The organism is Actinokineospora sp. HUAS TT18 (assembly GCF_051364635.1).
Taxonomy (GTDB): domain Bacteria; phylum Actinomycetota; class Actinomycetes; order Mycobacteriales; family Pseudonocardiaceae; genus Actinokineospora.
Genome location: NZ_CP195645.1, coordinates 809,814 through 833,167 on the forward strand (window position 1 = coordinate 809,814; position 23,354 = coordinate 833,167).

At 71.4% G+C, this 23,354-nt stretch carries 20 protein-coding genes; 11 read left to right on the forward strand and 9 right to left on the reverse strand.

Features of this window, described 5'->3' with window-relative positions; translation table 11 throughout:
* Positions 1–126: 126 nt before the first annotated feature.
* From ACSHT8_RS03575 to ACSHT8_RS03595, 5 genes are all read left to right on the forward strand, one after another.
* Positions 127–2,883, forward strand: a complete 2,757-nt coding sequence (locus ACSHT8_RS03575) for an ATP-binding protein (RefSeq protein ID WP_436501982.1) — start codon at positions 127–129, stop codon at positions 2,881–2,883.
* Positions 2,884–2,994: 111 nt separating this feature from the next.
* A complete protein-coding gene (locus tag ACSHT8_RS03580; protein WP_436497627.1) occupies positions 2,995–5,043 on the forward strand; it encodes a CHAT domain-containing protein in 2,049 nt (682 codons plus the stop codon).
* Entirely contained in the window at positions 5,040–6,479 is a 1,440-nt protein-coding gene (locus ACSHT8_RS03585) for an nSTAND1 domain-containing NTPase (RefSeq protein WP_436497629.1), read from the forward strand. Before ACSHT8_RS03580 ends, ACSHT8_RS03585 begins: the two co-directional genes overlap by 4 nt.
* Positions 6,476–7,822 (forward strand): hypothetical protein, encoded by a 1,347-nt coding sequence (locus ACSHT8_RS03590; protein WP_436497631.1) that lies wholly within the window; start codon positions 6,476–6,478, stop codon positions 7,820–7,822. Before ACSHT8_RS03585 ends, ACSHT8_RS03590 begins: the two co-directional genes overlap by 4 nt.
* Complete coding sequence (locus tag ACSHT8_RS03595; RefSeq protein WP_436497633.1) at positions 7,819–8,553, forward strand: enoyl-CoA hydratase/isomerase family protein; 735 nt, start codon at positions 7,819–7,821, stop codon at positions 8,551–8,553. The genes ACSHT8_RS03590 and ACSHT8_RS03595 overlap by 4 nt, the downstream gene beginning before the upstream one ends.
* Here ACSHT8_RS03595 and ACSHT8_RS03600 read toward each other — a convergent pair.
* A complete protein-coding gene (locus ACSHT8_RS03600; protein ID WP_436497635.1) occupies positions 8,543–8,896 on the reverse strand; it encodes a hypothetical protein in 354 nt (117 codons plus the stop codon). The genes ACSHT8_RS03595 and ACSHT8_RS03600 overlap by 11 nt on opposite strands.
* A 39-nt stretch (positions 8,897–8,935) precedes the next feature.
* Complete coding sequence (locus tag ACSHT8_RS03605; RefSeq protein ID WP_436497637.1) at positions 8,936–9,832, reverse strand: anti-sigma factor RsbA family regulatory protein; 897 nt, start codon at positions 9,830–9,832, stop codon at positions 8,936–8,938.
* Positions 9,833–10,000: 168 nt separating this feature from the next.
* On the opposite strand from ACSHT8_RS03605, the gene ACSHT8_RS03610 reads away from it, so the two are divergent.
* Positions 10,001–10,705 carry a flavodoxin family protein gene (locus ACSHT8_RS03610; RefSeq protein ID WP_436497639.1) on the forward strand — a complete coding sequence of 235 codons (705 nt, stop codon included), beginning with the start codon at positions 10,001–10,003 and terminating at the stop codon, positions 10,703–10,705.
* A 9-nt stretch (positions 10,706–10,714) separates the two neighbouring features.
* On the forward strand, positions 10,715–11,494 hold the full coding sequence (locus tag ACSHT8_RS03615; protein ID WP_436497641.1) for an ion transporter: 780 nt from the start codon (positions 10,715–10,717) through the stop codon (positions 11,492–11,494).
* A gap of 31 nt (positions 11,495–11,525) precedes the next feature.
* On the opposite strand, the gene ACSHT8_RS03620 is transcribed toward ACSHT8_RS03615, so the two are convergent.
* Positions 11,526–11,765 (reverse strand): hypothetical protein, encoded by a 240-nt coding sequence (locus tag ACSHT8_RS03620; RefSeq protein WP_436497642.1) that lies wholly within the window; start codon positions 11,763–11,765, stop codon positions 11,526–11,528.
* Positions 11,762–12,943, reverse strand: a complete 1,182-nt coding sequence (locus tag ACSHT8_RS03625) for a S8 family peptidase (RefSeq protein WP_436497643.1) — start codon at positions 12,941–12,943, stop codon at positions 11,762–11,764. Before ACSHT8_RS03625 ends, ACSHT8_RS03620 begins: the two co-directional genes overlap by 4 nt.
* Positions 12,944–13,104: 161 nt before the next feature.
* On the opposite strand from ACSHT8_RS03625, the gene mshC reads away from it, so the two are divergent.
* Positions 13,105–14,331, forward strand: coding sequence for a cysteine--1-D-myo-inosityl 2-amino-2-deoxy-alpha-D-glucopyranoside ligase (gene mshC, locus ACSHT8_RS03630; RefSeq protein ID WP_436497645.1), 1,227 nt, complete (start codon positions 13,105–13,107; stop codon positions 14,329–14,331).
* A 145-nt stretch (positions 14,332–14,476) separates the two neighbouring features.
* Here the strand turns inward: mshC and ACSHT8_RS03635 are convergent, their stop codons facing one another.
* Both ACSHT8_RS03635 and paaI read right to left on the reverse strand, forming a co-directional pair.
* A complete protein-coding gene (locus tag ACSHT8_RS03635; protein ID WP_436497647.1) occupies positions 14,477–14,953 on the reverse strand; it encodes a nucleoside deaminase in 477 nt (158 codons plus the stop codon).
* Positions 14,953–15,318 carry a hydroxyphenylacetyl-CoA thioesterase PaaI gene (gene paaI, locus ACSHT8_RS03640; protein WP_436501983.1) on the reverse strand — a complete coding sequence of 122 codons (366 nt, stop codon included), beginning with the start codon at positions 15,316–15,318 and terminating at the stop codon, positions 14,953–14,955. Before paaI ends, ACSHT8_RS03635 begins: the two co-directional genes overlap by 1 nt.
* A 176-nt stretch (positions 15,319–15,494) precedes the next feature.
* Between paaI and icmF the strand changes: the two genes are divergently transcribed.
* Positions 15,495–18,734, forward strand: coding sequence for a fused isobutyryl-CoA mutase/GTPase IcmF (icmF, locus tag ACSHT8_RS03645; RefSeq protein WP_436497649.1), 3,240 nt, complete (start codon positions 15,495–15,497; stop codon positions 18,732–18,734).
* Between the two features lie 203 nt (positions 18,735–18,937).
* Complete coding sequence (locus tag ACSHT8_RS03650; protein ID WP_436497651.1) at positions 18,938–19,795, forward strand: 3-hydroxybutyryl-CoA dehydrogenase; 858 nt, start codon at positions 18,938–18,940, stop codon at positions 19,793–19,795.
* On the opposite strand, the gene ACSHT8_RS03655 is transcribed toward ACSHT8_RS03650, so the two are convergent.
* Complete coding sequence (locus tag ACSHT8_RS03655; protein ID WP_436497653.1) at positions 19,792–20,313, reverse strand: phosphoribosyltransferase family protein; 522 nt, start codon at positions 20,311–20,313, stop codon at positions 19,792–19,794. The genes ACSHT8_RS03650 and ACSHT8_RS03655 overlap by 4 nt on opposite strands.
* Complete coding sequence (locus ACSHT8_RS03660) at positions 20,310–20,936, reverse strand: class I SAM-dependent methyltransferase (protein WP_436497654.1); 627 nt, start codon at positions 20,934–20,936, stop codon at positions 20,310–20,312. The genes ACSHT8_RS03655 and ACSHT8_RS03660 overlap by 4 nt, the downstream gene beginning before the upstream one ends.
* Positions 20,937–21,159: 223 nt before the next feature.
* Here ACSHT8_RS03660 and ACSHT8_RS03665 point away from each other — a divergent pair, with 223 nt between their 5' ends.
* The gene (locus tag ACSHT8_RS03665) at positions 21,160–22,098 is read left to right on the forward strand and encodes a beta-ketoacyl-ACP synthase III (protein ID WP_436501984.1); all 939 of its coding nucleotides are present in this window, start codon (positions 21,160–21,162) and stop codon (positions 22,096–22,098) included.
* Here ACSHT8_RS03665 and ACSHT8_RS03670 read toward each other — a convergent pair.
* A complete protein-coding gene (locus tag ACSHT8_RS03670; RefSeq protein ID WP_436497656.1) occupies positions 22,095–23,300 on the reverse strand; it encodes a UDP-N-acetylglucosamine 2-epimerase in 1,206 nt (401 codons plus the stop codon). The genes ACSHT8_RS03665 and ACSHT8_RS03670 overlap by 4 nt on opposite strands.
* Between the last annotated feature and the right edge of the window lie 54 nt (positions 23,301–23,354).

The following is a 23,354-nucleotide window of genomic DNA, read 5'->3' on the forward strand; positions in this document are numbered from 1 at the left end:
TTCGGATCGGGCTGGCCGCTTTCGGCCATGGGTAAATCTTGTCGCGGTCGCGGCCGGGCCACATCCGTGCCGACCACGGAGACCACCACGGAGTCCACCCCCGGATGGGGCAGGATGTGACCCGTGGTGGCTCAAGCAGGGATTTCGACCAGGGAGGCGGAGGTGCTGTCCCTGCTGGGGGAGCACCTCAGCAACGCCGAGATCGGCGCACGGCTGTTCATCTCCGTCCGCACCGTCGAGACACATGTGTCCTCGCTGCTGCGCAAGCTCGGCGTGCCGGACCGGCGGGCGCTCGCGCAGCTCGCCACCGAGTGGAGCCGGGCCGCGCGCGGGGGCAAGGTCGCCTCGGGGCTGCCGTCCCCGGTGACGTCGTTCGTCGGCCGCGTCGAGGAGCGGGCGGCGCTGGCCGCCGCGGTGAAGACGCATCGGCAGGTGAGCGCGGTCGGGCCGGGCGGGGTCGGGAAGACGCGGCTCGCGCTGGCGGTCGCCGCGCAGACCGCGGGCGACTTCGCCGATGGCGTGTGGTTCGCCGACCTTGTCCCGGTCACCGACCCGGCGATGGTCGGGGCGGCGGTGGCCGCGGCGGTCGGCATCGGCGAGCAGCAGGGCCGCGGCATGGACGACTCGGTGATCGCCGCCATGGCCGATCGGCACGCCCTGCTCGTCCTGGACAACTGTGAGCACGTGCGTGACGGCGTCGCGCCGTTCCTGGAGCGGCTGCTCGCGGCCTGCCCGCGCGTGACCGTGCTGGCCACGAGCCGCGCCCGGTTGATGGTGCCGTTCGAGAGCGTCTACCCCATTCCGCCGCTGTCGCTGTCCGGCGAGTCGGACGCGGTCGCGCTGTTCCTCGACCGGGCCGCGGCCGGGGGCTGGCCGGTGCCGCCGGAGCAGCGCGAGCAGGCCGCCGAGATCTGCGTCGGGCTCGACGGCGTGGCCCTGGCGATCGAGCTGGCCGCCGCGCGGCTGCCCATGCTCGGCCTCGACGGCCTCGCCGACACCCTCTCCGACCAACTGCGACTGCTCAGCGGCGGCGCCCGGGCCGACGACCGGCACCGGTCGGTGCGGGCCACCCTCGACTGGAGCCACACCCTGCTGGAACCGGCCGACCGCACGCTGCTGCGGCGAATCGCCGTCTTCGTGGCCCCCTTCACCGCGGACGCCGCCGCGCGCGTGGCCGGGTTCGATCCGCTCGAATCGGCCGCGGTGGTCGAGGGGCTGGCCCGGCTCACCGAACACAGCCTGCTGACCGTGACCCCGGCGGTGGGCGGCACCCGCTACCGCACGCTGGAGACCATCCGCCAGTACGGGGCCGAGCAGCTGTCGAGCGCGGGCGAGACGGCCGAAGTCTTATCCCGCCACCTGCGCTGGTGCCTGGCGACCGCCACCGAACTGGCCGGGGCGAACGCGCCGGACGGGCCATGGCGAGCACGGTTCGACGCGACGGCCGACGACATCCGCGCCGCGCTCCGCTGGGCGGCCGACGAACCCGACCACCGGGCCGACGCGTGCGCCTTGGCGCTGGCCTTGGCCCAGTCGGCCTTCGCCCGGAACCTCGTAGGCGAGGCCCAGCAGCGCTACGAACAGGCCGCCGCGCTCGCGGGCGACCCGATCGCCGCGGCGTCGGCGCTGCGGCAGGCGGCGGCCGTGGCCGGGTGCCGCATGCGCGGCGACGACATGTTCCGCCTCTACCAAGCGGCCGCTGGCTCGGCGCAGGCCGACGCCGCCCGCGACCTGGCCACGGCCGCCGCCACCGTCTACCGGTTCTCCGGCACGTTCTCCCAGCCGCCACCGCCGGGCGCGGCCGCGGCGCTGCTGACCGCGGCGACCGAGTTGGCCAGCGCCGACCCGGGCGCCCAGGCCGCGATCGCCCTGGCCGAGTGCGGGGTGCTCACCGACGCCGAATCGACGGCGGCACAGGCGATCGCGCGCGCCGAGCGCGCCGTCGACCTCGCGGGCCGCACCGGCGACCCGCTGGCCCAGAGCGGGGCCCTCGACGCGCTCACCGCCGCCCAGTGCTGGGCGGGCGACACCTTCGCCACCGCCGACACGACCCGTCGCCGCGTCGAGCTGCTCACCGCGGTCCCGACGACGCCCGCCAGCGCGCTGGAGCGGGTGAACGCGCTGTCGGAGGCGGCCGAGACGTGCATCGGGGTGGGCGATCTCAAGGGAGCCCGCAAGTGGGGCGAGCAGCTGCGCGACTTGCCGCTGCTGGCCGAGCGCGGCGACTTCGCCACGTCCCGGCTGCTGGTTGGCGACGCGCTGGCGGGCAACGTCGAGCACGTACTGGCGGGCAGCCGCCGCTTCCTCGACGCGTGGACGCGGTCGGGGATCCTGCACGCGCCCAACCTGGCCATGGCGGCCGCCGCGGTGGCCATGGTCCACGGCCTGCGCGACGACGACGGTGCCCGCGCCGAGTGGCTGGCCGTGGTCGATCAACTCGGCATCGCACCGGAGCAGAACGCGGGCTACAGCGCGGTTTTCGACGCGATCTTCCTGCTGCACCACGGCCGAGCCGACCAGGCGCTGGCGCGGATGGTGGGCGAACCAGACGAGATGGACGAATGGGTCATCTGGGTGTGGCGCCACTGGTACCTGGCCCTGCGCGCGGAGGCCGCCGCGCTCACCGGCGCCCCCGACGCCCAGGACCGCGTCGCCGCCGCCCGAAAGGTCGTCGCGGGCAACCCCATCGCCGAGGCCCACCTCGACCGGGCCGCCGCCATCCTCGACTCCGACCACCCCCGCCTGCTCGCCGCCGCCGCGTCGTTCGACGCCGCGGGATGCCGCTACCAATGGGCCCGCACACTCGTTCTCGCGGGCGGCGAACACGCCGAGACCGGAGCGGCGGCCCTGGCCGAACTCGGCATGGCCCCGACGAAGCGATGAGCGACGACCGGTCACCCTTGCGTGACAACGCCCGCCCTGCGAATCTTATTGATCCGGGTATCTGAAACGCGGGTGCACGCCTCTTCCATGCAGGGACGGAGGTGACCGTTCGTGGCTGGCGACTATGCCGACCTGGAATTCGGCCTCGTGTACGACAAGGCGCGCGACGCCTTCGACGTGAGCCTGCGGTTCACCGGGGTCGACACCGTCGACTGGCCGGAACATCCCGCCGACCTGCTGCACCTCGACCTCGCCGCGCTCACCGAGGTGCTCGACGACGAGGACGCCTACGCCGAGACGCTCACCAGGATGGTGTTCGGCAGCGCCGAGATTTCCCGTTTCTATGAAAAAGCGATGGCCGCGGCGCACTCCGATCCGATCCACGTCCGATTGCACATCGACGGGCCCGGCCGCTTCCACGCCATTCGGTGGGAACTGCTGCGCGATCCGCTCACCGGGCTGCCTATTGCGACGAATTCCACCGTCCTGTTCTCGCGCTATCTCTCCGGCAGCGACTGGCGGCCCGTCCCGGTGCGCAAAGCCGGTGACCCGGTCGCGCTCGCCGTCATCGCCGCGCCCTCCGACCTCGCCGACTACGCCCCCGGCGGCCGCCAACTCGCCCCGGTCGACCGCAAGGACGAGTGCGCGCGCGCCAAGACGGCCCTCGCCGGGTACCGCACCGAGGTCCTGCCGAACGCCACCCTCGCCGCCATCGCCGCGCGGCTGCAGGACCCCGACGACCCGATCGACGTGCTCTACCTCGTCGCCCACGGCGCGCTGACCGACGACGTGCCCCTGCTGTTCCTGGAGACCGTCGACGGCAAGGCCGACCCGGTCGACGCGCGCAGGCTCGTCGAGGCGTTCCAGCACCTGGAGACCAAGCCGACGCTGGCGATGCTCATGTCGTGCCGGTCCGCGCCCACCGCCTCGACCGACCACGGCGCCCTGGCCGCACTCGGCCCGCGCCTTGCCGCGGCCGGGATCGCCGCCGTCGTGGCCATGCAGGGCGACGTCACGATGGCCAGCGCGCAGACCTTCTCGGAGCGGTTCTTCGCCGAGTTCGCCGACGACGGCGTCGTCGACCGCGCCGTCGCGGTGGCCAGGGGCGTCATCCGCAACCGGCCAGACTGGTGGGTGCCGGTCCTGTTCTCCCGGCTGCGTTCCGGCCGCACCTATTACCGCACCGAGGTCGGCGGCGAGACGTGGAGTTCGCTGGCCCTGATGATGCGCACCGGCCGGTTCACCCCAGTCCTCGGCCCCGGGTTCGCCGACGGCATCGTCGGCTCCCGCATCGAGATCGCCCGCCGCTGGGCGCGGCGGTGGCAGATGCCGATCAACCCGGCCGGTCGCGGCAACTTCGCCCAGGTCGCCCAATATCTGCGCGTAGGCCGCTCGCCCGGCGAGGTGCGCGCGTTCCTTGTGGACTATCTGATGAGCGACCTGCGCGACCGCCGACGCCGCGCCGACGACACCGACCTGATCGCCCAGGTCCCGCAGCACCTCCTCGACGCCGCCGAGCCCGAACCGGTGATCCTGGAGCTGGGCAGGCTGCTGCGCGAGAGCGACCCCGACGAGCCCTACCGCGCCGCCGCGTCGCTGCCGGTCAAGGTCTACGTGACCACCGGCTGGACCGACCTGCTCCAGCAGGCCCTGCGCGCCAACGGCAAGACGCCGACCACGCTGTGCTTCCCGTGGAACGACTCGATCGAACAGGTCGACGCGCGCGCCCTGGAACAGCCGACCGTGGCCAAGCCCTGGGTCTACCACCTGTTCGGCAGGCTCGACAACCCCGACTCGGTCGTGCTGACCGAGGACGACCACTTCGAATGGCTCACCGCGTGGATCGACCAGCGGCCGTCGATCCCGCCCGCGGTGTCGGCGTCGCTGATGAAGAACTCGCTGATGTTCCTGGGCTACCGGCTCGACGATTGGGACTTCCGGGTGGTGTTCCAGGGCATCAAGAGCTTCGGCGGCAGCTCCCGGCTGCGCGCCAACACCCATGTCGGCGTCCAGGTCCGGCCCGAGAGCCAGACCATCGAGCCCGAGGCCGCCCAGCGCTACCTGGAGTCCTACTTCGGCGAGGACCGGGTCAGCCTGTTCTGGGCGGCCACCCGCGACTTCCTCAGCGAACTGCGCGCGAACTCGGCGACCCCGCCATGAGCGCCGACACCGCGCCGATCGTGCTGCCCGCCGCGAACCCGTACGTCGGGCCGCGTGCGTTCCGGCGCGACGAGCGGCTGCCCAACCGGCAGCAGGCCGCGCGCGAACTCGCCGACCTGGTGATCGCCGAGCGGGTGGTGCTGCTGCACGCGCCGTCCGGGGCGGGCAAGACCTCACTCATCCAGGCCGCTGTCGCCAGGATGCTGCGCTCGGACGGCTTCGCGCCGACCCCGCCCGCACGGGTGGACAAGCCGCCGCCCGCGCGCGGCAACCGCTACGTCCACAGCGTCGGGGTCGACCTGCTCGGCGCCGAGGCCCCCGACCTGGCGGACCTGACGCTCACCGAGATCGTCGAGCGGATTGAGCCGCCGCTGCTCGACGGCACCGCCCGCGTGCTGATCCTCGACCAGCTCGAAGAGATCCTCGCCCTCGACCCGACCGACCGCGACGCCAAGGACGAGTTCTTCCGCCAGCTCGGCGCCGCGCTCGCCGACGGCACGCTGTGGGCGCTGCTGGCCGTCCGCGAGGACTACATGGGCGGCTTCGACCGGTACCTGCGGTTCCTGCCGGGCAGGCTGCGCGCCCGGTTCCGGCTCGACTTCCTCGACCACGACGAAGCCCTGGCCGCGGTGAACACCCCGGCGGGCGAGCAGCGGGTGACCTTTGTGGACGGTGCGGCGGAGTCGCTGGTCGACCGGCTCGCCCGGGCCAGGGTCGACCGGCCCGGCGGCGGGGACGACTGGCTCAAATCCCCGTACGTGGAGCCGTTCCAGCTCCAGGTCGTATGCCGGACGCTGTGGCGGGTCACCTCGGCGCGGGCGGGGGAGACCTTCCGCGAGATCGGGCCCGCCGACGTCGACCGCGTCGACATCGACCGCGCGCTGAGCCGCTACTACAGCCACGCGCTGGCCGAACTGGAGCGCGACCTCGGGGTCGAGCAGCGCGCCGTCCGCGACTGGTTCGAACGCGACCTGATCACCTCCCGCCGCTTCCGCGCGCAGACCACGCGCGCCCCGGTGCCGGGGGAGTTGGGCGTGCGCGTGCTCGACGCGCTGGAGGACGCCTACCTCGTCCGCGCCGACACCCGGGCCGGGACCACCTGGTACGAACTCGCGCACGACCGGCTGATCACCGCCGTCCTCGACGCCAACCAGGCATGGCGGCACGCCACGCTCGACCCGTGGCAGGTCGCCGCCTACGAGTGGCGCCGCAACCAGCGCCAACGCGCCTTCCTGCTCACCGGCGACGCCCTGCGCCGCGCCCCGCAACCGGCCGCGGCGGGGCTGGCCGACCTCGAACGCGAGTTCCTCGTCCGCTCCCGCGACGAAGCGGGCCTGGCCGACGCGCGCGGCGTGACGAACCGGCTTGCGATACTCGCCGCCGCCGAGGCCGTGGTGATCGTCGTGCTCGCGGTCCTGCTGGTCGTGCTGACATGAGCGAGCTGCCGGTCAACGGCGTCGACGCGGACACCGGCGCCTACCTGTTCGCCCCGGACACAGTGGAAAGCCTGGCCGCTGTCGCCCGGGGTGAGGAGCCCGAGGCGCGGCATGTTCGGGCGCTGCGCAAGCGCGACGAGCAGCGCGAACCGACCTTCGGCGTCATGTTCGGCTTCGATCCAGAAGACCTGGCATCGGTCGGGTGGGCGGTCGTGACCACCCCGGGCAGCCCGGTCCTCGACGCGCTGCGGCCGCTGCTCGACCGACGCAAAGCCCAGGCGGGCGCGCTCTATCGGGAGCTGGTGGTCGAGCCGGGCGACGACGACGGCGCGTTCCTCCGCCGCCACGGCGCCGCGCCCGGCCCCGCCGAGCCCGCGAAGATCCCGTACTACCTGCTGCTCGCCGGGGGCCCCGCCGACCTGCCGTTCACCCTGCAGTACCAGCTCGACGTCCAGTACGCCGTCGGCCGCCTGCACTTCGACACCCTCGACGAGTACGCCTCCTACGCCGCCGCCGTGGTCGCCGCCGAGGAAGCCGCGCCGCCCCCGCCCGCGGTCCACCTGTTCGGCGTGCGCAACCCGGATGACCGCGCGACCGCGCTGAGTACCACCCAGCTCATCGAGCCGCTGCACAAGGAACTCGCCGACCACGGGGTGGCCGTCGCCGCCGACGTGGGCGAGCAGGCGACCAAGGCGCGGCTGACGGCACTGCTGCACGAGCCGCACCCCGGCCGGGTCCTGTTCACCGCGTCGCACGGCATCGGCACGGCCAAGCCCAACGCGCGCGAGGTCCAAGGCGCGCTGCTGTGCCAGGACTGGCCCGGCCCGATGGCCGCCGCGCCACTGAGCGCCGACACCTATTTCGCGGGCGCCGATGTCGCGGGCAGGCCGACCCCGGACATCGTGTTCTCGTTCGCCTGCTACGGCGCGGGCACACCCGCCGCGTCCGACTTCCCCGACGGCCGCGACGCCGGTCGCGCCTACGTCGCCCGCCTGCCGCAGCGGCTGCTCGCCGCCGGGGTGCTCGCCTTCGTCGGGCACGTCGACCGGGTGTGGAGCTGCTCGTTCCTGTGGCAGGGGATGGACCCGCAGATCGGCGCGATGGCCAGCACCCTGCGCGCGCTGGTGGCCGGTCAGCGCCTGGGCTCGGCGGTCGAGTACCTCAACCAGCGCTACGCCGCGATCGCCACCGAACTGGTGACCCGGGTGGACGCGCTGCGCAAGACCGGCCGCAAGGTCGACGACCAGACGCTCGCCGCGCTCTGGACGGCCAACACCGACGCCCGGAACTACATTGTTCTCGGCGACCCCGCCGTGCGGCTGGGTCCCGGGAAGGGGCCATGATCTTCGTCGAACCCCACGGTGACCTGGCGGTCGTCCGCTTGGACCACGGCAAGGTCAACGCCCTCGACCTCGAACTCTGCGACGCGATCAGCCGCACGGTGAGCTCGCTGGAGGCCGACGCGATCGTGCTCGCCGCGGCGGGCAGCGTGTTCTCGGCGGGCGTCGACCTGCGGCGCGTCGCCGACGGGGGAGCGGACTACGTCGCGGCCTTCTTGCCCGCGCTGAGCAAGGCGTTCCTGGCCGTGTTCGACTGCCCGCGCCCGGTCGTGGCCGCGGTCGGCGGGCCCGCGATCGCGGGTGGCGCGGTACTCGTCGCGGCGGCAGACCACCGGGTGATGTCCGGTGGCCGGATCGGGCTGACCGAGCTGCTCGTCGGCGTCCCGTTCCCGGTGGCCGCCCTGGAGATCGTCCGGCACGCGACCGGCCGCCACGCCGCGCGCCTGGTGAACACCGGCGTCGTGGTCGAGCCCGCCGAGGCGCTGCGCGTCGGACTGGTCGACGAGGTCGTGACGGCCGACGAACTGCTCCCGACGGCGTTGGAGCGCGCCACGGAACTGGCGAAGGTTCCCCAGGCGGCGTTCGCGCTGACCAAGGAGCAACTGCACCGGCCCGTCCGGACCCGCGTCGAGGCGTCCCGCGCGGTCGACGATCCGCGGGTAACCGCGCTGTGGCAGTCGCCAGACGCGCTGGCGGGCATCAAGTCGTACCTGGACGCGCTCGCTAGTCGATGACGATCTCGCCGGTCCGCTCGGCGGCGAACCGCAGCAGCTCCTCGCCGTCGGGGTCGCGCACGATCCAGATGTGGCCGGTGTAGGTGGGCTGGCGGATCTCGTCGCCCGGCTCGATCCGCGAGTACTGGACGAGGTCGCCCTCGAAGTCCAGCCACAGCACGTCGCACGGGGCGTCCGTGCGGTTGACGAAGGTGAGGGTGACCGCCTGGTCCGACGGCGGCGACCGGTCGGGCAGCGACGCCGTGGACGTCTCGGTCGTGGTGGACGCGCCCGTGGCCGACCCGGTGATCTCCTGGGAGCACCCGGCGGCGAGCAGCAGCAGCGCGAAGATCAGAGCCCGCATATCCCCTCCGCCCAAGATCCTAAAGGGCGCGGCGGGGAATCAGGGCCGGTTCATGTGCAGTCGCACAACGGTGCCGGTGGCCGACGAGCGGATCTGCACCAGGTCGCACAGCTGGTTGGCCAGCCACACCCCGCGCCCGCCCGGCACCGACGGCAGCGGGACCGTCCGGCCGACCAGCGGGTCGCTGATGTGGCCGCTGTCGCTGATCTCGCACACCACCGCGTCGGCGTCGTCCCAGACCCGCAGGGTGCCGCGCTCGCCGCCGTGGCAGATGCTGTTGGTGACGATCTCGTTGGTCGCCAGCGTCAGGTCCAGCGCCTTCGCCCGGCTCAGCCCGAACCCGCCTGCCCGCACGGAGACCAGGTCGCGCAGTTCGGGCAGGTCGTCGAGGCAGAAGTGGGCGACGTCGGAGACCGCGTCGGGGGCGGGCAGGGCGCCGCCGAACTCCACCAGCGCGGCCTTGGGGTCGTAGGTGGTGCTGGTGCCGTTGCCCACGATCACCGGGTGGGTCGCCGCGCTGGACTCGATCGCGTCCGCGGGCAGCCCCGCGTCGATCGGGCAGCGCAGCCGCAGCGGCGTGCCGTCGAAGGCGAGGTTGAGCAGTGCCTCGTGCAGCCGGGCCTCGGCGGTGGCCGCCTCGCTCAGGCCCGCGTACACCGGCTCGCCCACCCCGCGCGTCGGGCCTTCGGCCAGGCCCCGGATCGTCGGGATGATCCGGGCGGGGTTGGCGCCGACCTCGCTGATGTCGAGGAAGCGCACGCCGCCGCTGTCGGGCCCCAGGGCCACGCGGATTGCGTCGAGGCTGTCGACGGGGAGGATGGCGAACACCGACTCACCGGCGCGCACGCCCTCACGCAGGAACTCCACGGTGCCGTCGATGAGGCCCACCTGGTCGCGGTAGACCAGGGCCTCGTGCACGAATTCCGGTGCGGTCATGCGCGGGCTCACGTCCTCGGCCAGGTCGGGGCGACATCCTGCACACCAGGACGCCGGGGACCGTCACACGTTGCCTGCACCAGCGAAGGGTACCCGGGTGCGCTCCGCCCGGCGAGACGCGGCGACCCCCGACAGACTTGGGGGTACGGGACAAGGGAAGGATCAACCGTGGCGGATTTCGACGGGTTGCGGGCACTGTTCGTGAACTGCACGCTGAAGCGCTCCCCGGCGCAGAGTCACACCCAGGGCCTGGTCGACGCGAGCGCGGGGATCATGACCCGCAACGGCGTCGAGGTCGACCAGTTCCGCGCGATCGATCACGACATCGCGACCGGCGTCTACCCGGACATGACCGAGCACGGCTGGGCCACCGACGAGTGGCCGGAATTGACCACCCGGGTCATGGCCGCCGACATCCTGGTGATCGCAGGCCCCATCTGGCTCGGCGACAACAGCTCGGTGACAAAGCGCGTCATCGAACGCCTCTACGCCCTCTCCGGCGTCCTCAACGACGCGGGCCAGTACGCCTTCTACGGGCGGGTCGGGGGCTGCCTGATCACGGGTAATGAGGATGGGATCAAGCACTGCGCGCAGAACGTGCTCTACAGCCTCCAGCACATCGGCTACACCATCCCACCGCAGGCCGACGCGGGCTGGATCGGCGAGGCGGGCCCCGGCCCGTCCTATTTGGACCCGGGTTCGGGCGGCCCGGAGAACGACTTCACCAACCGCAACACCACCTTCATGACGTGGAACCTGATGCACCTGGCCCGCATGCTGAAGGCGGCGGGCGGCGTCCCCGCCCACGGCAACCAGCGGACCGAGTGGGACGCGGGAGCGCGGTTCGACTTCGAGAACCCCGAATACCGCTAACTTGGCCCCATGGTCACCACCCTGGCGGGTTCGCCCAAGAAACATCGAGTCAGCGTCGACGACTGGCTGATGTTGCTGCTGGCCCTGGTCGCCGTCGGCCTGCTGACCTACCGCACCTTCTGGCACCCCCCGGCCGACGTGTCCCGCCTGATCACCCGCGTCGACTGGGCCCTGTGCGGCGTGTTCGCCGTGGAGTTCCTGTGGCGGTGGCGGTCGACCGGGTGGTCGGGCCGGTTCCTCAAGGTCAACTGGTACGACCTGGTGGGCATGGTCCCGGTGTCCAGCCTGTGGTTCCGCGCCTTCCGCCTCCTGCGCATCTGGCGGATCGCGGTGATCATGACCCGCCTCCGCATGCCCGTCGACCGCTCCGTCGCTGAGGAACTGGCCCACCGCGCGATGGGCCGCTTCGGGGGCCTGCTGATCGACGTGGTGAAGAAGCCGCTGACGGTGGCGGTGCTGGAGGAGGTGGTTTCAGTCCTGCGGACGGGCCACTACGCCCGCAACCTGGCCAGCGCCTTGGAGGAGAACCGAGCCGAAATCCGCGACATGGTCCTGGACAAGATCCGCCACGACCCGGAGTTGGGCCGCCTCCGCCGCCTCCCCTTCCACGACGACATCGTCGGCGCGGTCTCCGACGCGGCGCTGCGGGTGATCCTGGAGATGCTCGCGGACCCGCGCACGGACGAACTGATCTCAGACCTCCTGCGCGAGAACATCGAACAGATCCGGGAGGCCGTACGGGCGGGCGCCCACAAGGACCTCCCGGAGTTCGTGCCACCTCGCGTATAGGCGGGTCAGCGATCTACGGATCGTGCCGGACTCACTGCACGTCGCTGTCTGGGTCCGGGAGTTGGTACGGGGCCTGTTCCGGCTCCACGAAGTCAACCCCCTCCACCCCCTCAACCGCCGCCAACGCCGAGTCGGGCGCCGAGCCGGTGATCGTGCCGACCGGCTCGATCACCTGCTCGATCTCCATCCCCGCTTCCCGCAGCGAAGCCACCACCTCGTCCAGCCGCGACAAACCGGCATCGTCGAGGGTGACGAGGATGCGGTGGTTCACGGTGCCTGCACCAGGCCCACGCCGACGTCGGTCGACGGCAGGGGGAGGCGTCGGGCGGTCTGGGAGAGGCGGGCCCAGAGTTCCCATGAGCGGGCTCCTGTCGCCTGGGCAATCAGCGCCGCCACGCCCGCGACGTGCGGGGTGGCCATGCTGGTGCCGCTGATCCGGTTGTGGCCCAACGGGGTCGGCCACGACGAGTACACGTCCACGCCGGGGCCGACGATGTCCACCGAGCCAACGCGGTCCACGGTGCCGCACGAGAACCACGCGACGGCCAGGTTCACGTCGACCGCGCCGACCGCCATGATCGACGGGCAGTTCGCGGGGTGGCCGACCGGGTTGATCTGGCCGTTCTGCCGACGGGACTCGTTTCCCGCCGCCGCGATAATCATCGTCCCTTGGGACATCGCGCGCTTGGCGACGGTCTCGTACGTCTGCGAGTGCGCGTCGCCGGGGCGGGTGGCGGCGCCCAGGGACATCGACACGACCGGGCAGCCGTTGGTGATGGCCCACGCGATGCCCGACAGAATGCCGCCGTCGGAGCCCGAGCCGCGGTTGCTCAGCACCTTGCCCGCGAAGATCTCCGCCTCGTACGCGACCCCGTAGCCCGGCCCTTCGGCGGGTGACCGCGGCCCGCAGGCCGTGCCGATGCAGTGGGTGCCGTGGCCGTGGCCGTCCTGCACGGTCTCGCCCTGTACGAAGGAGTTCGTGGTGACCGCGCGGCCCGCGAAGTCGGGGTGGTCGACGTCGAAGCCGGTGTCGAGGACGCACAGGCGGATGCCCGCGCCGGTCGCCGTGCTCAGCTGCGCGCCGACGGCCTGCAGGCCCCAGGTGAACAGGCTCTCGTCGGCGGCCGGGGCGGGTTCGTCGACCGGTTCGGCGCTGATGGCGTACACGCGCCGCTCGGCTTCGAGGAGTTCGATCGGGCCGGGACCGGCCGCGGCCTGGGCGAGCGCGCGGACCTGGTCGGGGTCGGCGTTGACCACGGCAACCCCTAGCTGGTGGAGAACGAGGCCGTCGGTGGCGCCGAAGTCGACATCCGTGCCGCCCGCGTCGGCCGTGCTGGCGGTACTGATGCCCGCCACGTTGCTCAGTTCCCGGGTGGCCGCGGCGACCGAGTCGTCGGCCATCAGCACCAGGTAGCGCCCGGTCGTGCCGCCCTGCCGTGGGTTGGTCATGAGAGTCCCCGTTCCGTCAAATACCCGCCTTCCCATGAGATCGGATCCCTCGAAGCGAATGTAACCTGGATCACACCAATGGCCCTACCTGACGCGCACTGAGGTGTTCCACTCACTGAATTCACCCGGTCGCCACGGAACGGACTATTAGGGTCGGAGTCATGCAGACCTGGCAATCACACCCGGTGCCGCGGGTGTCCGGCACGCCCAAGCCGCTGCGGCTCCACGACACCGCATCGGCCGAGATCCGGCTGACCACCCCGGGTCCGACGGCGACGATGTACGTCTGCGGGATCACCCCGTACGACGCGACGCACCTCGGGCACGCGGCGACCTATCTCGCCTTCGACCTGGTTCACCGGGTGTGGCTGGACAACGGCCACCAAGTGCACTACGTCCAGAACGTCACCGACATCGACGACCCGCTGCTGGAGCGCGCCGAGCGCGACCAGGACGACTGGGTGGTCCTCGGGATGCGCGAGACGGCCCTGTTCCGCGAGGACATGACGGCGCTGCGAGTGCTGCCGCCGCGCGAGTACGTCGGCGCGGTCGAGTCCATCCCCGAGGTCGTCGAGGCCGTCGCCAAGCTGCTGGCCAACGGCGCGGCCTACCGCGCCGACGACGCCGAGTACCCCGACATCTACTTCGACCACAAGGCCAGCGGCCACTTCGGGTCCGAGTCGCGCTACGACGAGGCGACCATGGCCAGGTTCTTCGCCGAGCGCGGCGGCGACCCCGACCGGGTCGGCAAGCGCCACCCGCTCGACGCGCTGCTGTGGCGCGTGGCCCGGCCCGGCGAGCCGAGCTGGGACAGCGAGCTGGGCGCGGGCCGCCCCGGCTGGCACATCGAATGCAGCGCGATCGCCCTCAACCGGCTGGGCATGGGCATCGACCTGCAGGGCGGCGGCTCCGACCTGATCTTCCCGCACCACGAGTTCAGCGCCGCCCACGCCGAGGCGCTCACCGGCAGGCACCCGTTCGCCCACCACTACACGCACTCGGCGATGATCGGGCTCGACGGGGAGAAGATGTCGAAGTCCAAGGGCAACCTGGTCTTCGTCTCGCGCCTGCGCGCCGACAACGTCGACCCGATGGCCGTGCGGCTCGGCCTGCTCTCCGGCCACTACCGGACCGACCGCACCTGGACCCAGGACGTGCTCGACGAGGCGAACGCCCGCATCGCCCGCTGGCGCACCGCGGTCGAGTCGCCCACTGGACCGGCGGCGGCCCCGCTCATCGCGGAACTCCGCGACCACCTGTCCAACGACCTCGACACCCCGAAGGCCATCGCCGCGATCGACGCGTGGGCGACCCAGACGGGCACCGACGTCACCGCTCCCGGTGAGGCGCGCGCGGCGATCGACGCCCTACTGGGCATCCTGCTCTAGTAGTCGCGGCCCCGGCAGTGGGCAGCCCCCACCCGCCCTGGGGGGCGTCCCTGAGCCAGTCTATCGGCGCATTGGCGCAGGTAGAAGGGGTGCGCGTCCTCTGTGGAGGCTTCAGCGCGATGTGGACAACCCAGGCTCGCCCGGACTAGTAATCCACCCGGTCCGGGCGGGCCTTCCACGCGGCGAACGGCTCCAGTTCGCCGCCGGTGCGGATGTTGTCGACCGACACCGGCCACGACGCCCTGGGCTGGGCGAACACGTCGTAGAAGCGGCGGTCGTCGAACCCCGCGTCGGCGGCGTCGTGCCGGTCGGCGGCGTAGACCACGCGGTCGACCCGCGCCCACAGCGCCGCCGCCAGGCACAGCGGGCACGGCTCGCAGGAGGACACCAGCACACAGCCGTTGAGCCGGAAGTCGCCGATGGCCTTGCACGCGAGCCGGATGGCCACGACCTCCGCGTGCGCGGTCGGGTCGAGGTCGGTGGTCACCTGGTTGGTGCCGCGCGACAGGACTTCGTCGCCGCGCACCACCAGTGCCCCGAACGGGCCGCCGCCCTCGGCGACGTTCTTCCTGGCCAGGTCCACGACCTCGGTCAGCCACGGCAGCATGGCCGCACCTCCCATCACTTCAGCGTGCGGCTTCGGCCGCGGAACTCGGCCACCACGTCGTCGCCGCGGCGCACGGTGACGTCGTAGACGCCGCTGCGGCCGAAGCGGGTGCGCTCCTCGGCCACCGCGACCAGTTCGTCGCCCAGGCGGACCGGGGCGACGAAGGTGATGTCGGCGCCCGCGGCCACCGTCACCGGGCCGTGGCTGTTGCACGCGCAGGCGAACGCGGTGTCGGCCAGCAGGAACACGTATCCGCCGTGGCCGATGGCGTGGCCGTTCACCATGGTCTCGGTGATCCGCATCCGCACCGTGGCCCGGCCGGGGCCCGCCTCCAGCAGTTCGATGCCCAGCGCGGTCGACGCCAGGTCGTCGGCGAGCATTCTCGTCACAGCGGGTGGGATCTCGCGATCAGTGGTCACAGCGTCCTCGGTACGGTTTGGGCTGGTCGCCAGCATAGTGCGGGTTAACCTGCTCACACGTCGGTTGCTCTTCCGATAGTAGGAAGTCAAACTAAATGGGAGACGGTTGGCCCCACCGTCGTCCCCGAGGAGGCACGATGTCCGCCCAGTTGTATCGCCCAGCGCACCCGGTCCGGTTCGTGACCGCGGCCAGCCTGTTCGACGGCCACGACGCGGCGATCAACATCATGCGCCGCATCCTGCAGTCGCAGGGCGCCGAGGTCATCCACCTCGGGCACAACCGCTCGGTGCGCGAGGTCGTCGCGGCGGCCATCCAGGAGGACGTGCAGGGTGTGGCCATCAGCGCCTACCAGGGCGGCCACGTCGAGTACTTCACCTACCTCGTCGAACTGCTCGCCGAGCAGGGCGCGGGCCACATCAAGGTGTTCGGCGGCGGTGGCGGCGTCATCGTCCCGGACGAGATCAAGCTGCTCCACTCCCGCGGTGTCGAGCGCATCTTCTCGCCGGAGGACGGGCAGACCCTCGGCCTGGCCAAGATGATCAACTCGATGATCCAGGCGTGCGACACCGACCCGGCCACAGTGGCCCCCGCGACCGCCGACGCCCTCCTCGCGGGCGACCAGCGGACCCTCGCCCGCGCCATCACCCAGATCGAGGCGGGCACCCTGGACGACACCGTCCGCGCCGCCATCGCCGATGCCGCCGCCGCGCGCCACGTCCCGGTGCTGGGCATCACCGGAACGGGTGGCTCCGGCAAGTCCTCCCTGACCGACGAACTGGTCCGCCGCCTGCGCCTGGACCAGCAGGACAAGCTGCGCGTCGCGGTCATCGCCGTCGACCCGTCCCGCCGCCGCGGCGGGGGCGCCCTGCTGGGCGACCGCATCCGGATGAACTGCCTCGACGGGGACTCCATCTTCTTCCGCTCACTCGCGACCCGCGGGGCGGGCTCCGAGGTGCCCGAGGGCCTGTCCGACGCCATCGCCGCGTGCAAGGCCGCGGGCAACGACCTGGTCATCGTGGAGACCCCCGGCATCGGCCAGGGCGACGCCGCGATCGTGCCGTTCGTCGACACCTCCCTGTACGTGATGACGCCCGAGTTCGGCGCCGCGTCGCAGCTGGAGAAGATCGACATGCTCGACTTCGCCGACGTCGTGGCCATCAACAAGTTCGAGCGCCGCGGCGCCGAGGACGCCCGCCGCGACGTGGCCCGCCAGCTCGTGCGCAACCGCGAGGCGTTCGGCAAGTCCTGGGAGGACATGCCGGTCTTCGGCACCAGCGCCGCCACCTTCAACGACGACGGAGTCACCGCGCTCTACCAGGAGCTGCGCACGCTGCTCGGCGAGAAGGGCGTCGCGTTCGCCGAGGGCACCCTCCCGCACGTCGAAGGCCGCGTCTCCACCTCGGCGGCCACGGTCGTGCCTCCGTCGAAGGCGCGCTACCTGTCCGACATCGCCGAAACGGTCCGGTCATACCACCGGCAGACCGACGCGCAGGTCGAGGCCGTCCGCGACCAGGCCGCGTTCACCCGGGCGCAGGCCGCTCTGGCGGCCGCGAACGCCTCGACCGCCGACCTCGACAGGCTCACCGCCGAGGCCGCCCGCCGCGTCGAGCGCGACACCGAGGACCTGTTGGCGCAGTGGCCCGCGACGGTCGAGCAGTACCGCGCCGACGAGCTGGTCGTGAAGGTGCGCGACAAGGAGCTGCACACCCAGCTGTGGCGCGACACCCTGTCCGGCAACCGCGTCCCGCGCGTCGCGCTGCCACGCTTCGACGACGACGCGACCCTGCTGCGGTTCCTGCGCAAGGAGAACCTGCCCGGCGCGTTCCCGTTCACCGCGGGCGTGTTCCCGTTCAAGCGGGAGGGCGAGGACCCGGCCCGCATGTTCGCAGGCGAGGGCGACGCCGAGCGCACCAACAAGCGGTTCAAGCTGCTGTCGCACGGCAACCCGGCCACCCGCCTGTCGACGGCGTTCGACTCGGTGACGCTCTACGGCCGCGACCCCGACACCCCGCCGGACATCTACGGCAAGATCGGCACGTCCGGCGTCTCGATCGCCTCGCTCGACGACATGAAGACGCTCTACAGCGGCTTCGACCTCACCGCGCCGACGACGTCGGTGTCGATGACGATCAACGGCCCCGCGCCGACGATCCTCGCCTACTTCCTCAACACCGCCATCGACCAGCGCGTCGACGCGTTCGTCGTGGAGCACAACCGGCAGCCCAACCCTGAGGAATACCAGGAACTCGCGGCGTGGGCGCTGGCCAACGTGCGTGGCACGGTGCAGGCCGACATCCTCAAAGAGGACCAAGGCCAGAACACCTGCATCTTCTCCACCGAGTTCTCGCTGCGGATGATGGCCGACATCCAGGAATGGTTCATCCAGCACAAGGTCCGCAACTTCTACTCGGTGTCGATCTCCGGCTACCACATCGCCGAGGCCGGGGCGAACCCCATCAGCCAGCTCGCGTTCACGCTGGCCAACGGCTTCACCTACGTCGAGTCGTACCTCGCGCGCGGCATGGACATCGACGACTTCGCGCCGAACCTGTCGTTCTTCTTCTCCAACGGCATGGATGCCGAGTACTCGGTCATCGGCCGCGTCGCGCGCCGCATCTGGGCGGTGGCCATGAAGAACCGCTACGGCGCGGGGGAGCGGTCGCAGAAGCTGAAGTACCACGTGCAGACGTCGGGCCGCTCGCTGCACGCGCAGGAGATGAACTTCAACGACATCCGCACCACGTTGCAAGCCCTGTGCGCGCTGTACGACAACGCGAACTCGTTGCACACCAACGCCTACGACGAGGCGATCACCACGCCGACCGAGTCGTCGGTGCGCCGCGCCATGGCCATCCAGCTGATCATCAACAAGGAGTGGGGCCTGTCGATGAACGAGAACCCGCTCCAGGGTTCGTTCATCATCGACGAGCTGACCGACCTGGTCGAGGAAGCCGTGCTGACGGAGTTCGACCGGATCTCCGACCGCGGCGGCGTCCTCGGCGCCATGGAGACCGGCTACCAGCGCGGCCGCATCCAGGACGAGTCGATGCTCTACGAGCACCGCAAGCACGACGGTTCGCTGCCGCTGGTCGGCGTCAACACCTTCCTGCCCACCAAGGGCGAGGAGGACGAGGTCTTCGAGATCGAACTCGCCCGCGCGACCGAGGACGAGAAGCGCCTGTGTGTCGAGCGGACCCGGGCCTACCAGGCCGCGCACCACACCGAGGCGCAGGCGGCGCTGGCCCGGCTGCGCGAGGTCGCCGCGTCGGACGGCAACGTCTTCGCGGTGCTGATGGACGCGGCCCGCGTGTGCACGCTTGGACAGATCACCGAGGCGTTCTTCGAGGTCGGCGGGCAGTATCGCCGCAACGTCTAGTGCTGTGGCCGCATAGGTTTGCCGGTTGTCGGCGTGTCCAGGTTTCCGCTGGGCGTATGGCCGGAAGGCGGGTGTACCAGCGCCTTTCGGCCGTGCGTCCAGCGGGAAGCTGGGCCGTCGACAACCGGTGAACCTATGTGGTCACAGCACTAGGGTTTCCGGTAGACAGGCTTACGACAACGGTGTCAGTGAGAGGTGGATAGGTGACTGAGTACAGCCGCGTCGGCGTGGTGGGTTCCGGTCTGATGGGTTCGGGCATCGCGGAGGTCTGCGCCCGCGCGGGCCTGGACGTGATCGTCGCCGAGGTCAACGCGACCGCCCTCGACTCGGGCCGTGCCCGCATCGAGTCGTCCCTGGCCCGCGGCGTCAAGAACGGCAAGCTGGAGGAGTCCGAGCGCGACGCCGCGCTGGCCAGGATGCGCTTCACCACCGACCTCGCCGACTTCGCCGACCGCCAGGTCACCATCGAGGCGGTCGCCGAGGACGAGGGCGTCAAGACGGAGATCTTCGCGTCCCTGGACAAGGTCGTCGAGGACGAGAACGCGATCTTCGCCTCCAACACCTCGTCCATCCCGATCATGAAGCTGGGCATGGCCACCTCCCGGCCGCAGCAGGTGATCGGCGTCCACTTCTTCAACCCGGTGCCGGTGCTGAAGCTGGTGGAGCTCGTGCCTTCGCTGCTGACGGCCGACGAGACGAAGCAGCGTGCGCAGGAGTTCGTCGAGGGCAGCCTCGGCAAGCAGGTGATCCTGTCCCAGGACCGCGCGGGCTTCGTCGTCAACGCTTTGCTGGTCCCGTACCTGCTGTCGGCTATCCGCATGCTGGAGTCGGGCTTCGCCTCGGCCGAGGACATCGACAACGGCATGATCCTTGGCTGCGCTCACCCGATGGGCCCGCTGCGCCTCACCGACCTGATCGGCCTGGACACCACCAAGGCGATCGCCGACTCGCTGTACGGCGAGTTCAAGGAGCAGCTGTACTCCGCGCCCCCGCTGCTGCTCCGCATGGTCGACGCCGGCCTGCTGGGCAAGAAGTCCGGCCGGGGCTTCTACCAGTACTAAGCGCACTCGGGACAGTCGGCGGGAAGCCAGCTGCGGGTGTCCACCTCGGTGAGCCAGACCTGCGGCACCCCGAGCCGCTCGCCCACCAGCCGACCGGACGGCGCGCACACGATCACGCTCGCCAGCGCGATCAGGTGCGCGCCGTTCGCCGTCAGCGCCGACGCCGTCGCCTCGGTGGCCGATCCCTGATTGATCGCGTCGTCGACGATCACCGCCCGTTGGCCCCGCGCATCGATGCCCGGCGGCAGCGCGTAGGACGGCAGGCCGTCAACGACCGCGCGGGTTGTGTAGGCGAAGCGGGTGCCCAACTCCGCGGCGACGAACTGGCCGAGGAACGCCCCGCCGTCGAGGGGACCGACCACGACATCGGCGGCGTACCCGCGCAGCAGGTCGGCGAGGTCGGCCGCGGCGGCACGCAGCCGGGCGGGATCGGTGATCAGGGCGTCCAGGTCGAGCCAGGTGTCGCCGTGGTGGCCGGACTCGAACACGAAGTGGCCGTGCCGGGCCAAATCGGTCACCTGGTGAACTCCGCGACGTAGTGCCAGCGCTCGGGCGGTTCCTCCGGGTTCGGCGGCCGCTCGTCCACCCAACCCTGCGTCAGGCCGAACGAGTCCAATTCCGCCCGCGTCATCGCCTGGGCGATTCGGGGTGGGTCATCCGTCGGCTGGGCTGAGAAGCCGATGACCAACAGCGTTCCGCCTGGCGCGACGAAATCGCTGATCGCCTTGATCGCCACCGCCCGGTTCTCCCCGCGCAGAACCTGGATCGTATACGCCTCATAGACCAGGTCGAACGCCCCAGACCACTCCGCAGGCGGTGACAAAACGTCCGCCACGTGGAAATCCACCGACGGGAACCGCTCGGCGGAGACAGCCACCGCGCTGGGCGAGAAGTCGAACGCGGTCACCGAGTAGCCCAGCGAGCGGATGTACTCCGCGTCGTCGCCGTAGCCCGAGCCGACGACCAGGGCGCGCCCCGAACCCGGGGACGTCAACCGGTTCGTCAGCAACACGTTCGGGCGCGAGCGGTGCCACGGCACCGAAGCCTCCCCGCGGAGCGCCTCGGCGTACAGCGTCTCGAACCATCGGTAGTCGCCTCCGGAGGCGACGGCCAGCTGTGTGGCGCGGTCTGGATCAGTCACCCCGCCATCTTGCCCGACGCCACCCAAAACCGTTTCAAGTTACTCATGAGTGCTACTCATCAGTCACCCGAAAAAGGTGAACAGAAAACAGATAACCCGTGCTTCTGCGTGATTTCAGGTGAGAACTCAGTCACACGTCGAGCGCTACTCGAGGGTAATTGTCCAAAGTGACGCGGTGGCAGTCATCGCATTGCGCGAACAGATCGGGGCGTCGGGCGCGCGCATGGTCGGCATGGGCGCTTACCGGCCCGCCGCGGCCGTGCCCAGCGAGGTGATCGCGGCGAGATTCGGGCGCACCGGTGACTGGATTCGCGAGCGCACCGGAATCACGTCCCGCCGCTACGCCGGGGAGGACGAGACCGTCGAGGGAATGGCGGTCGAGGCGGGCAAGCGCGCGCTGGAGAACGCCGGCCTGTCGGGGCAGGCGGTCGACCTCGTCATCGTCGCCTCGTGCAGCCAACCGCTGCCGATCCCCAGCATCGCCGCGGGGGTCGCCGCGCGGATCGGGGCGCCGACCGCCGCCGCCTACGACCTCAACGCCGCGTGTTCCGGGTTCTGCTACGCGCTGGCCGTCGCCGCCGACACCATCCGCGGCGGCTCTGCCCGCACGGTCCTGCTGATCGGCGCCGAGAAGATGACCTCCTGGGTCGACCCGACCGACCTCGGCACGTCCATCATCTTCGGCGACGGCGCGGGCGCGGTCGTGCTCACCGGGTCCGACGCCCCAGGTATCGGACCCATCGTGTGGGGCAGCGACGGCTCCGCGAGCGAGATGATCCACGTCCCCGCGGGCGGCCGCATGCACATGGAGGGCCAGGCGGTGTTCCGCTGGGCCACCACCGAGATCCACCCCATCGCGATCCAGGCGTGCGACCGCGCGGGGATCCGGCCCAGCGACCTGGCCGCGATCGTGCCGCACCAGGCCAACCTGCGCATCGTCGACGCTCTGGCGAAGAAGCTCGGCGCCAAGGACGCCGTCGTGGCCCGCGATGTCGTCGACCATGGCAACACCTCGGCCGCGTCGATCCCGATGGCCATGGACCGCCTGCGCAGCGAGGGCCGGGTCGACCCGGACGCGCTGGCGCTGCTGGTCGGATTCGGCGCCGGACTGACCTACGCCGCCCAGGTGGTGCGCTTCCCGAGCGCGCTGGCGACGGTCTAGCGCGCTAGAGAGAAGTCGAGCGGGCGGGACCGCAGCCCCAGCAGCCACTCGACCGCCTGCTCACACCGCACCGCCGCGAAGCCGTCGCCGAACGGGTTGTCCGCGGGCGCGACGGCGAGACGTTCCACCTGGCTCAGCACCAGCTTCTCCGCGATCCGCGCGACCAGCGCCCGGTCGGCGCCGGCGGTCCACGGGTAGCCCGGCCGGTCGGGCTCGGCCCACACCCCAGCCTCACCGCCGACCATCATCGCGGGTACCCCGAAGCTCGGCGCCTGCTCGGCCAGGATGTCCGAGTCCGTCACCACGGCCGCCGCCAGCGACAGCAGGCACACCTGCCCGGGATGGTCGACCGGCTCGGTGATCGTGACCCGCACCAGCCGCCCGAGCACGTCGTCGGCGCTGAACCGCAGCCCACTGTCGTACGGCGCGGGCAGCACCACTTCCAGATCCGGGTTCGCCAGCACCAGGTCCGCGACTCCGTGCAGCACCGCGGCGAGTTCGTCGGCGTCGGACCAGCGGTCGGGGCTCAGCGCGACGAGCACCATCCGGCACGCCCCGCGCACCACCGCCTCCTCCAGCGCGGTGAGCCGCTCGTCGGCGTGGTCGTGGTGGCGGTCGAGCGCCTCGAACCCGGCGTCGACGGCCGTACTGCCCACCGTGATCACCTTGGGCCCGCAGTGCGCCTCGCACTCCAGGTTCGCCGCCGCGTCCATGGTCGCCGCCAGGTGCAGCGAACTCACCTGGGCGATCAGCTTGCGGTGGCCTTCCTCGGGGAACGGCGCGGTGAGGTCGTAGGAGCGCACGCCCGCGTCGAGGTGCACCACCGGGATGCGGTGCCAGAACGCGGCCATCGCCGCGCTCACCGCCGTGGCCGTGTCGCCCTGGACGATCACCGCGTCGGGCACCAGGTCGGTGAAGGCGTGGTCGAGGGCGTTGAGCAGCCGGGCGGCCGTGCGCGGGGTGGTGCGGTCCGGCTCTGGTTCCACCACGAGGCTCGGCACGAGGTCGAACGCGCCGAAGGTGTCGGCGACCTCGTCGGGGCCGCAGGAGATCACCACGGGCCGGATCCGCCGCCGCAGCCGCATCGCCGCGGCCACCGGCGCGATCTTCACCGCGGCCGAGGCGTCGCCCGCGATGAGACACACCTGCGGGACTCGCCCAGGAGCGGGCGCGGGCAGCGGGACCAGCGTGTTCGGCACCATGTCCGCACCCCCTGAGCCCGGGAACTCCGTCGCGCCGACGTTACCGCCGGTAGT

Bases quoted from the DNA above. Each gene is read 5' to 3' on its own strand.
- ACSHT8_RS03625 (WP_436497643.1), bottom strand. From the start codon at position 12,943: ATGACCAACCCACGGCAGGGCGGCACGACCGGGCGCTACCTGGTGCTG.
- ACSHT8_RS03590 (WP_436497631.1), top strand. From the start codon at position 6,476: ATGAGCGAGCTGCCGGTCAACGGCGTCGACGCGGACACCGGCGCCTAC.
- ACSHT8_RS03670 (WP_436497656.1), bottom strand. From the start codon at position 23,300: ATGGTGCCGAACACGCTGGTCCCGCTGCCCGCGCCCGCTCCTGGGCGA.
- icmF (WP_436497649.1), top strand. From the start codon at position 15,495: ATGTCCGCCCAGTTGTATCGCCCAGCGCACCCGGTCCGGTTCGTGACC.
- ACSHT8_RS03585 (WP_436497629.1), top strand. From the start codon at position 5,040: ATGAGCGCCGACACCGCGCCGATCGTGCTGCCCGCCGCGAACCCGTAC.
- ACSHT8_RS03600 (WP_436497635.1), bottom strand. From the start codon at position 8,896: ATGCGGGCTCTGATCTTCGCGCTGCTGCTGCTCGCCGCCGGGTGCTCC.
- mshC (WP_436497645.1), top strand. From the start codon at position 13,105: ATGCAGACCTGGCAATCACACCCGGTGCCGCGGGTGTCCGGCACGCCC.
- ACSHT8_RS03665 (WP_436501984.1), top strand. From the start codon at position 21,160: ATGGTCGGCATGGGCGCTTACCGGCCCGCCGCGGCCGTGCCCAGCGAG.
- ACSHT8_RS03615 (WP_436497641.1), top strand. From the start codon at position 10,715: ATGGTCACCACCCTGGCGGGTTCGCCCAAGAAACATCGAGTCAGCGTC.
- ACSHT8_RS03635 (WP_436497647.1), bottom strand. From the start codon at position 14,953: ATGGGAGGTGCGGCCATGCTGCCGTGGCTGACCGAGGTCGTGGACCTG.
- ACSHT8_RS03595 (WP_436497633.1), top strand. From the start codon at position 7,819: ATGATCTTCGTCGAACCCCACGGTGACCTGGCGGTCGTCCGCTTGGAC.
- ACSHT8_RS03605 (WP_436497637.1), bottom strand. From the start codon at position 9,832: ATGACCGCACCGGAATTCGTGCACGAGGCCCTGGTCTACCGCGACCAG.
- paaI (WP_436501983.1), bottom strand. From the start codon at position 15,318: ATGCTCGCCGACGACCTGGCGTCGACCGCGCTGGGCATCGAACTGCTG.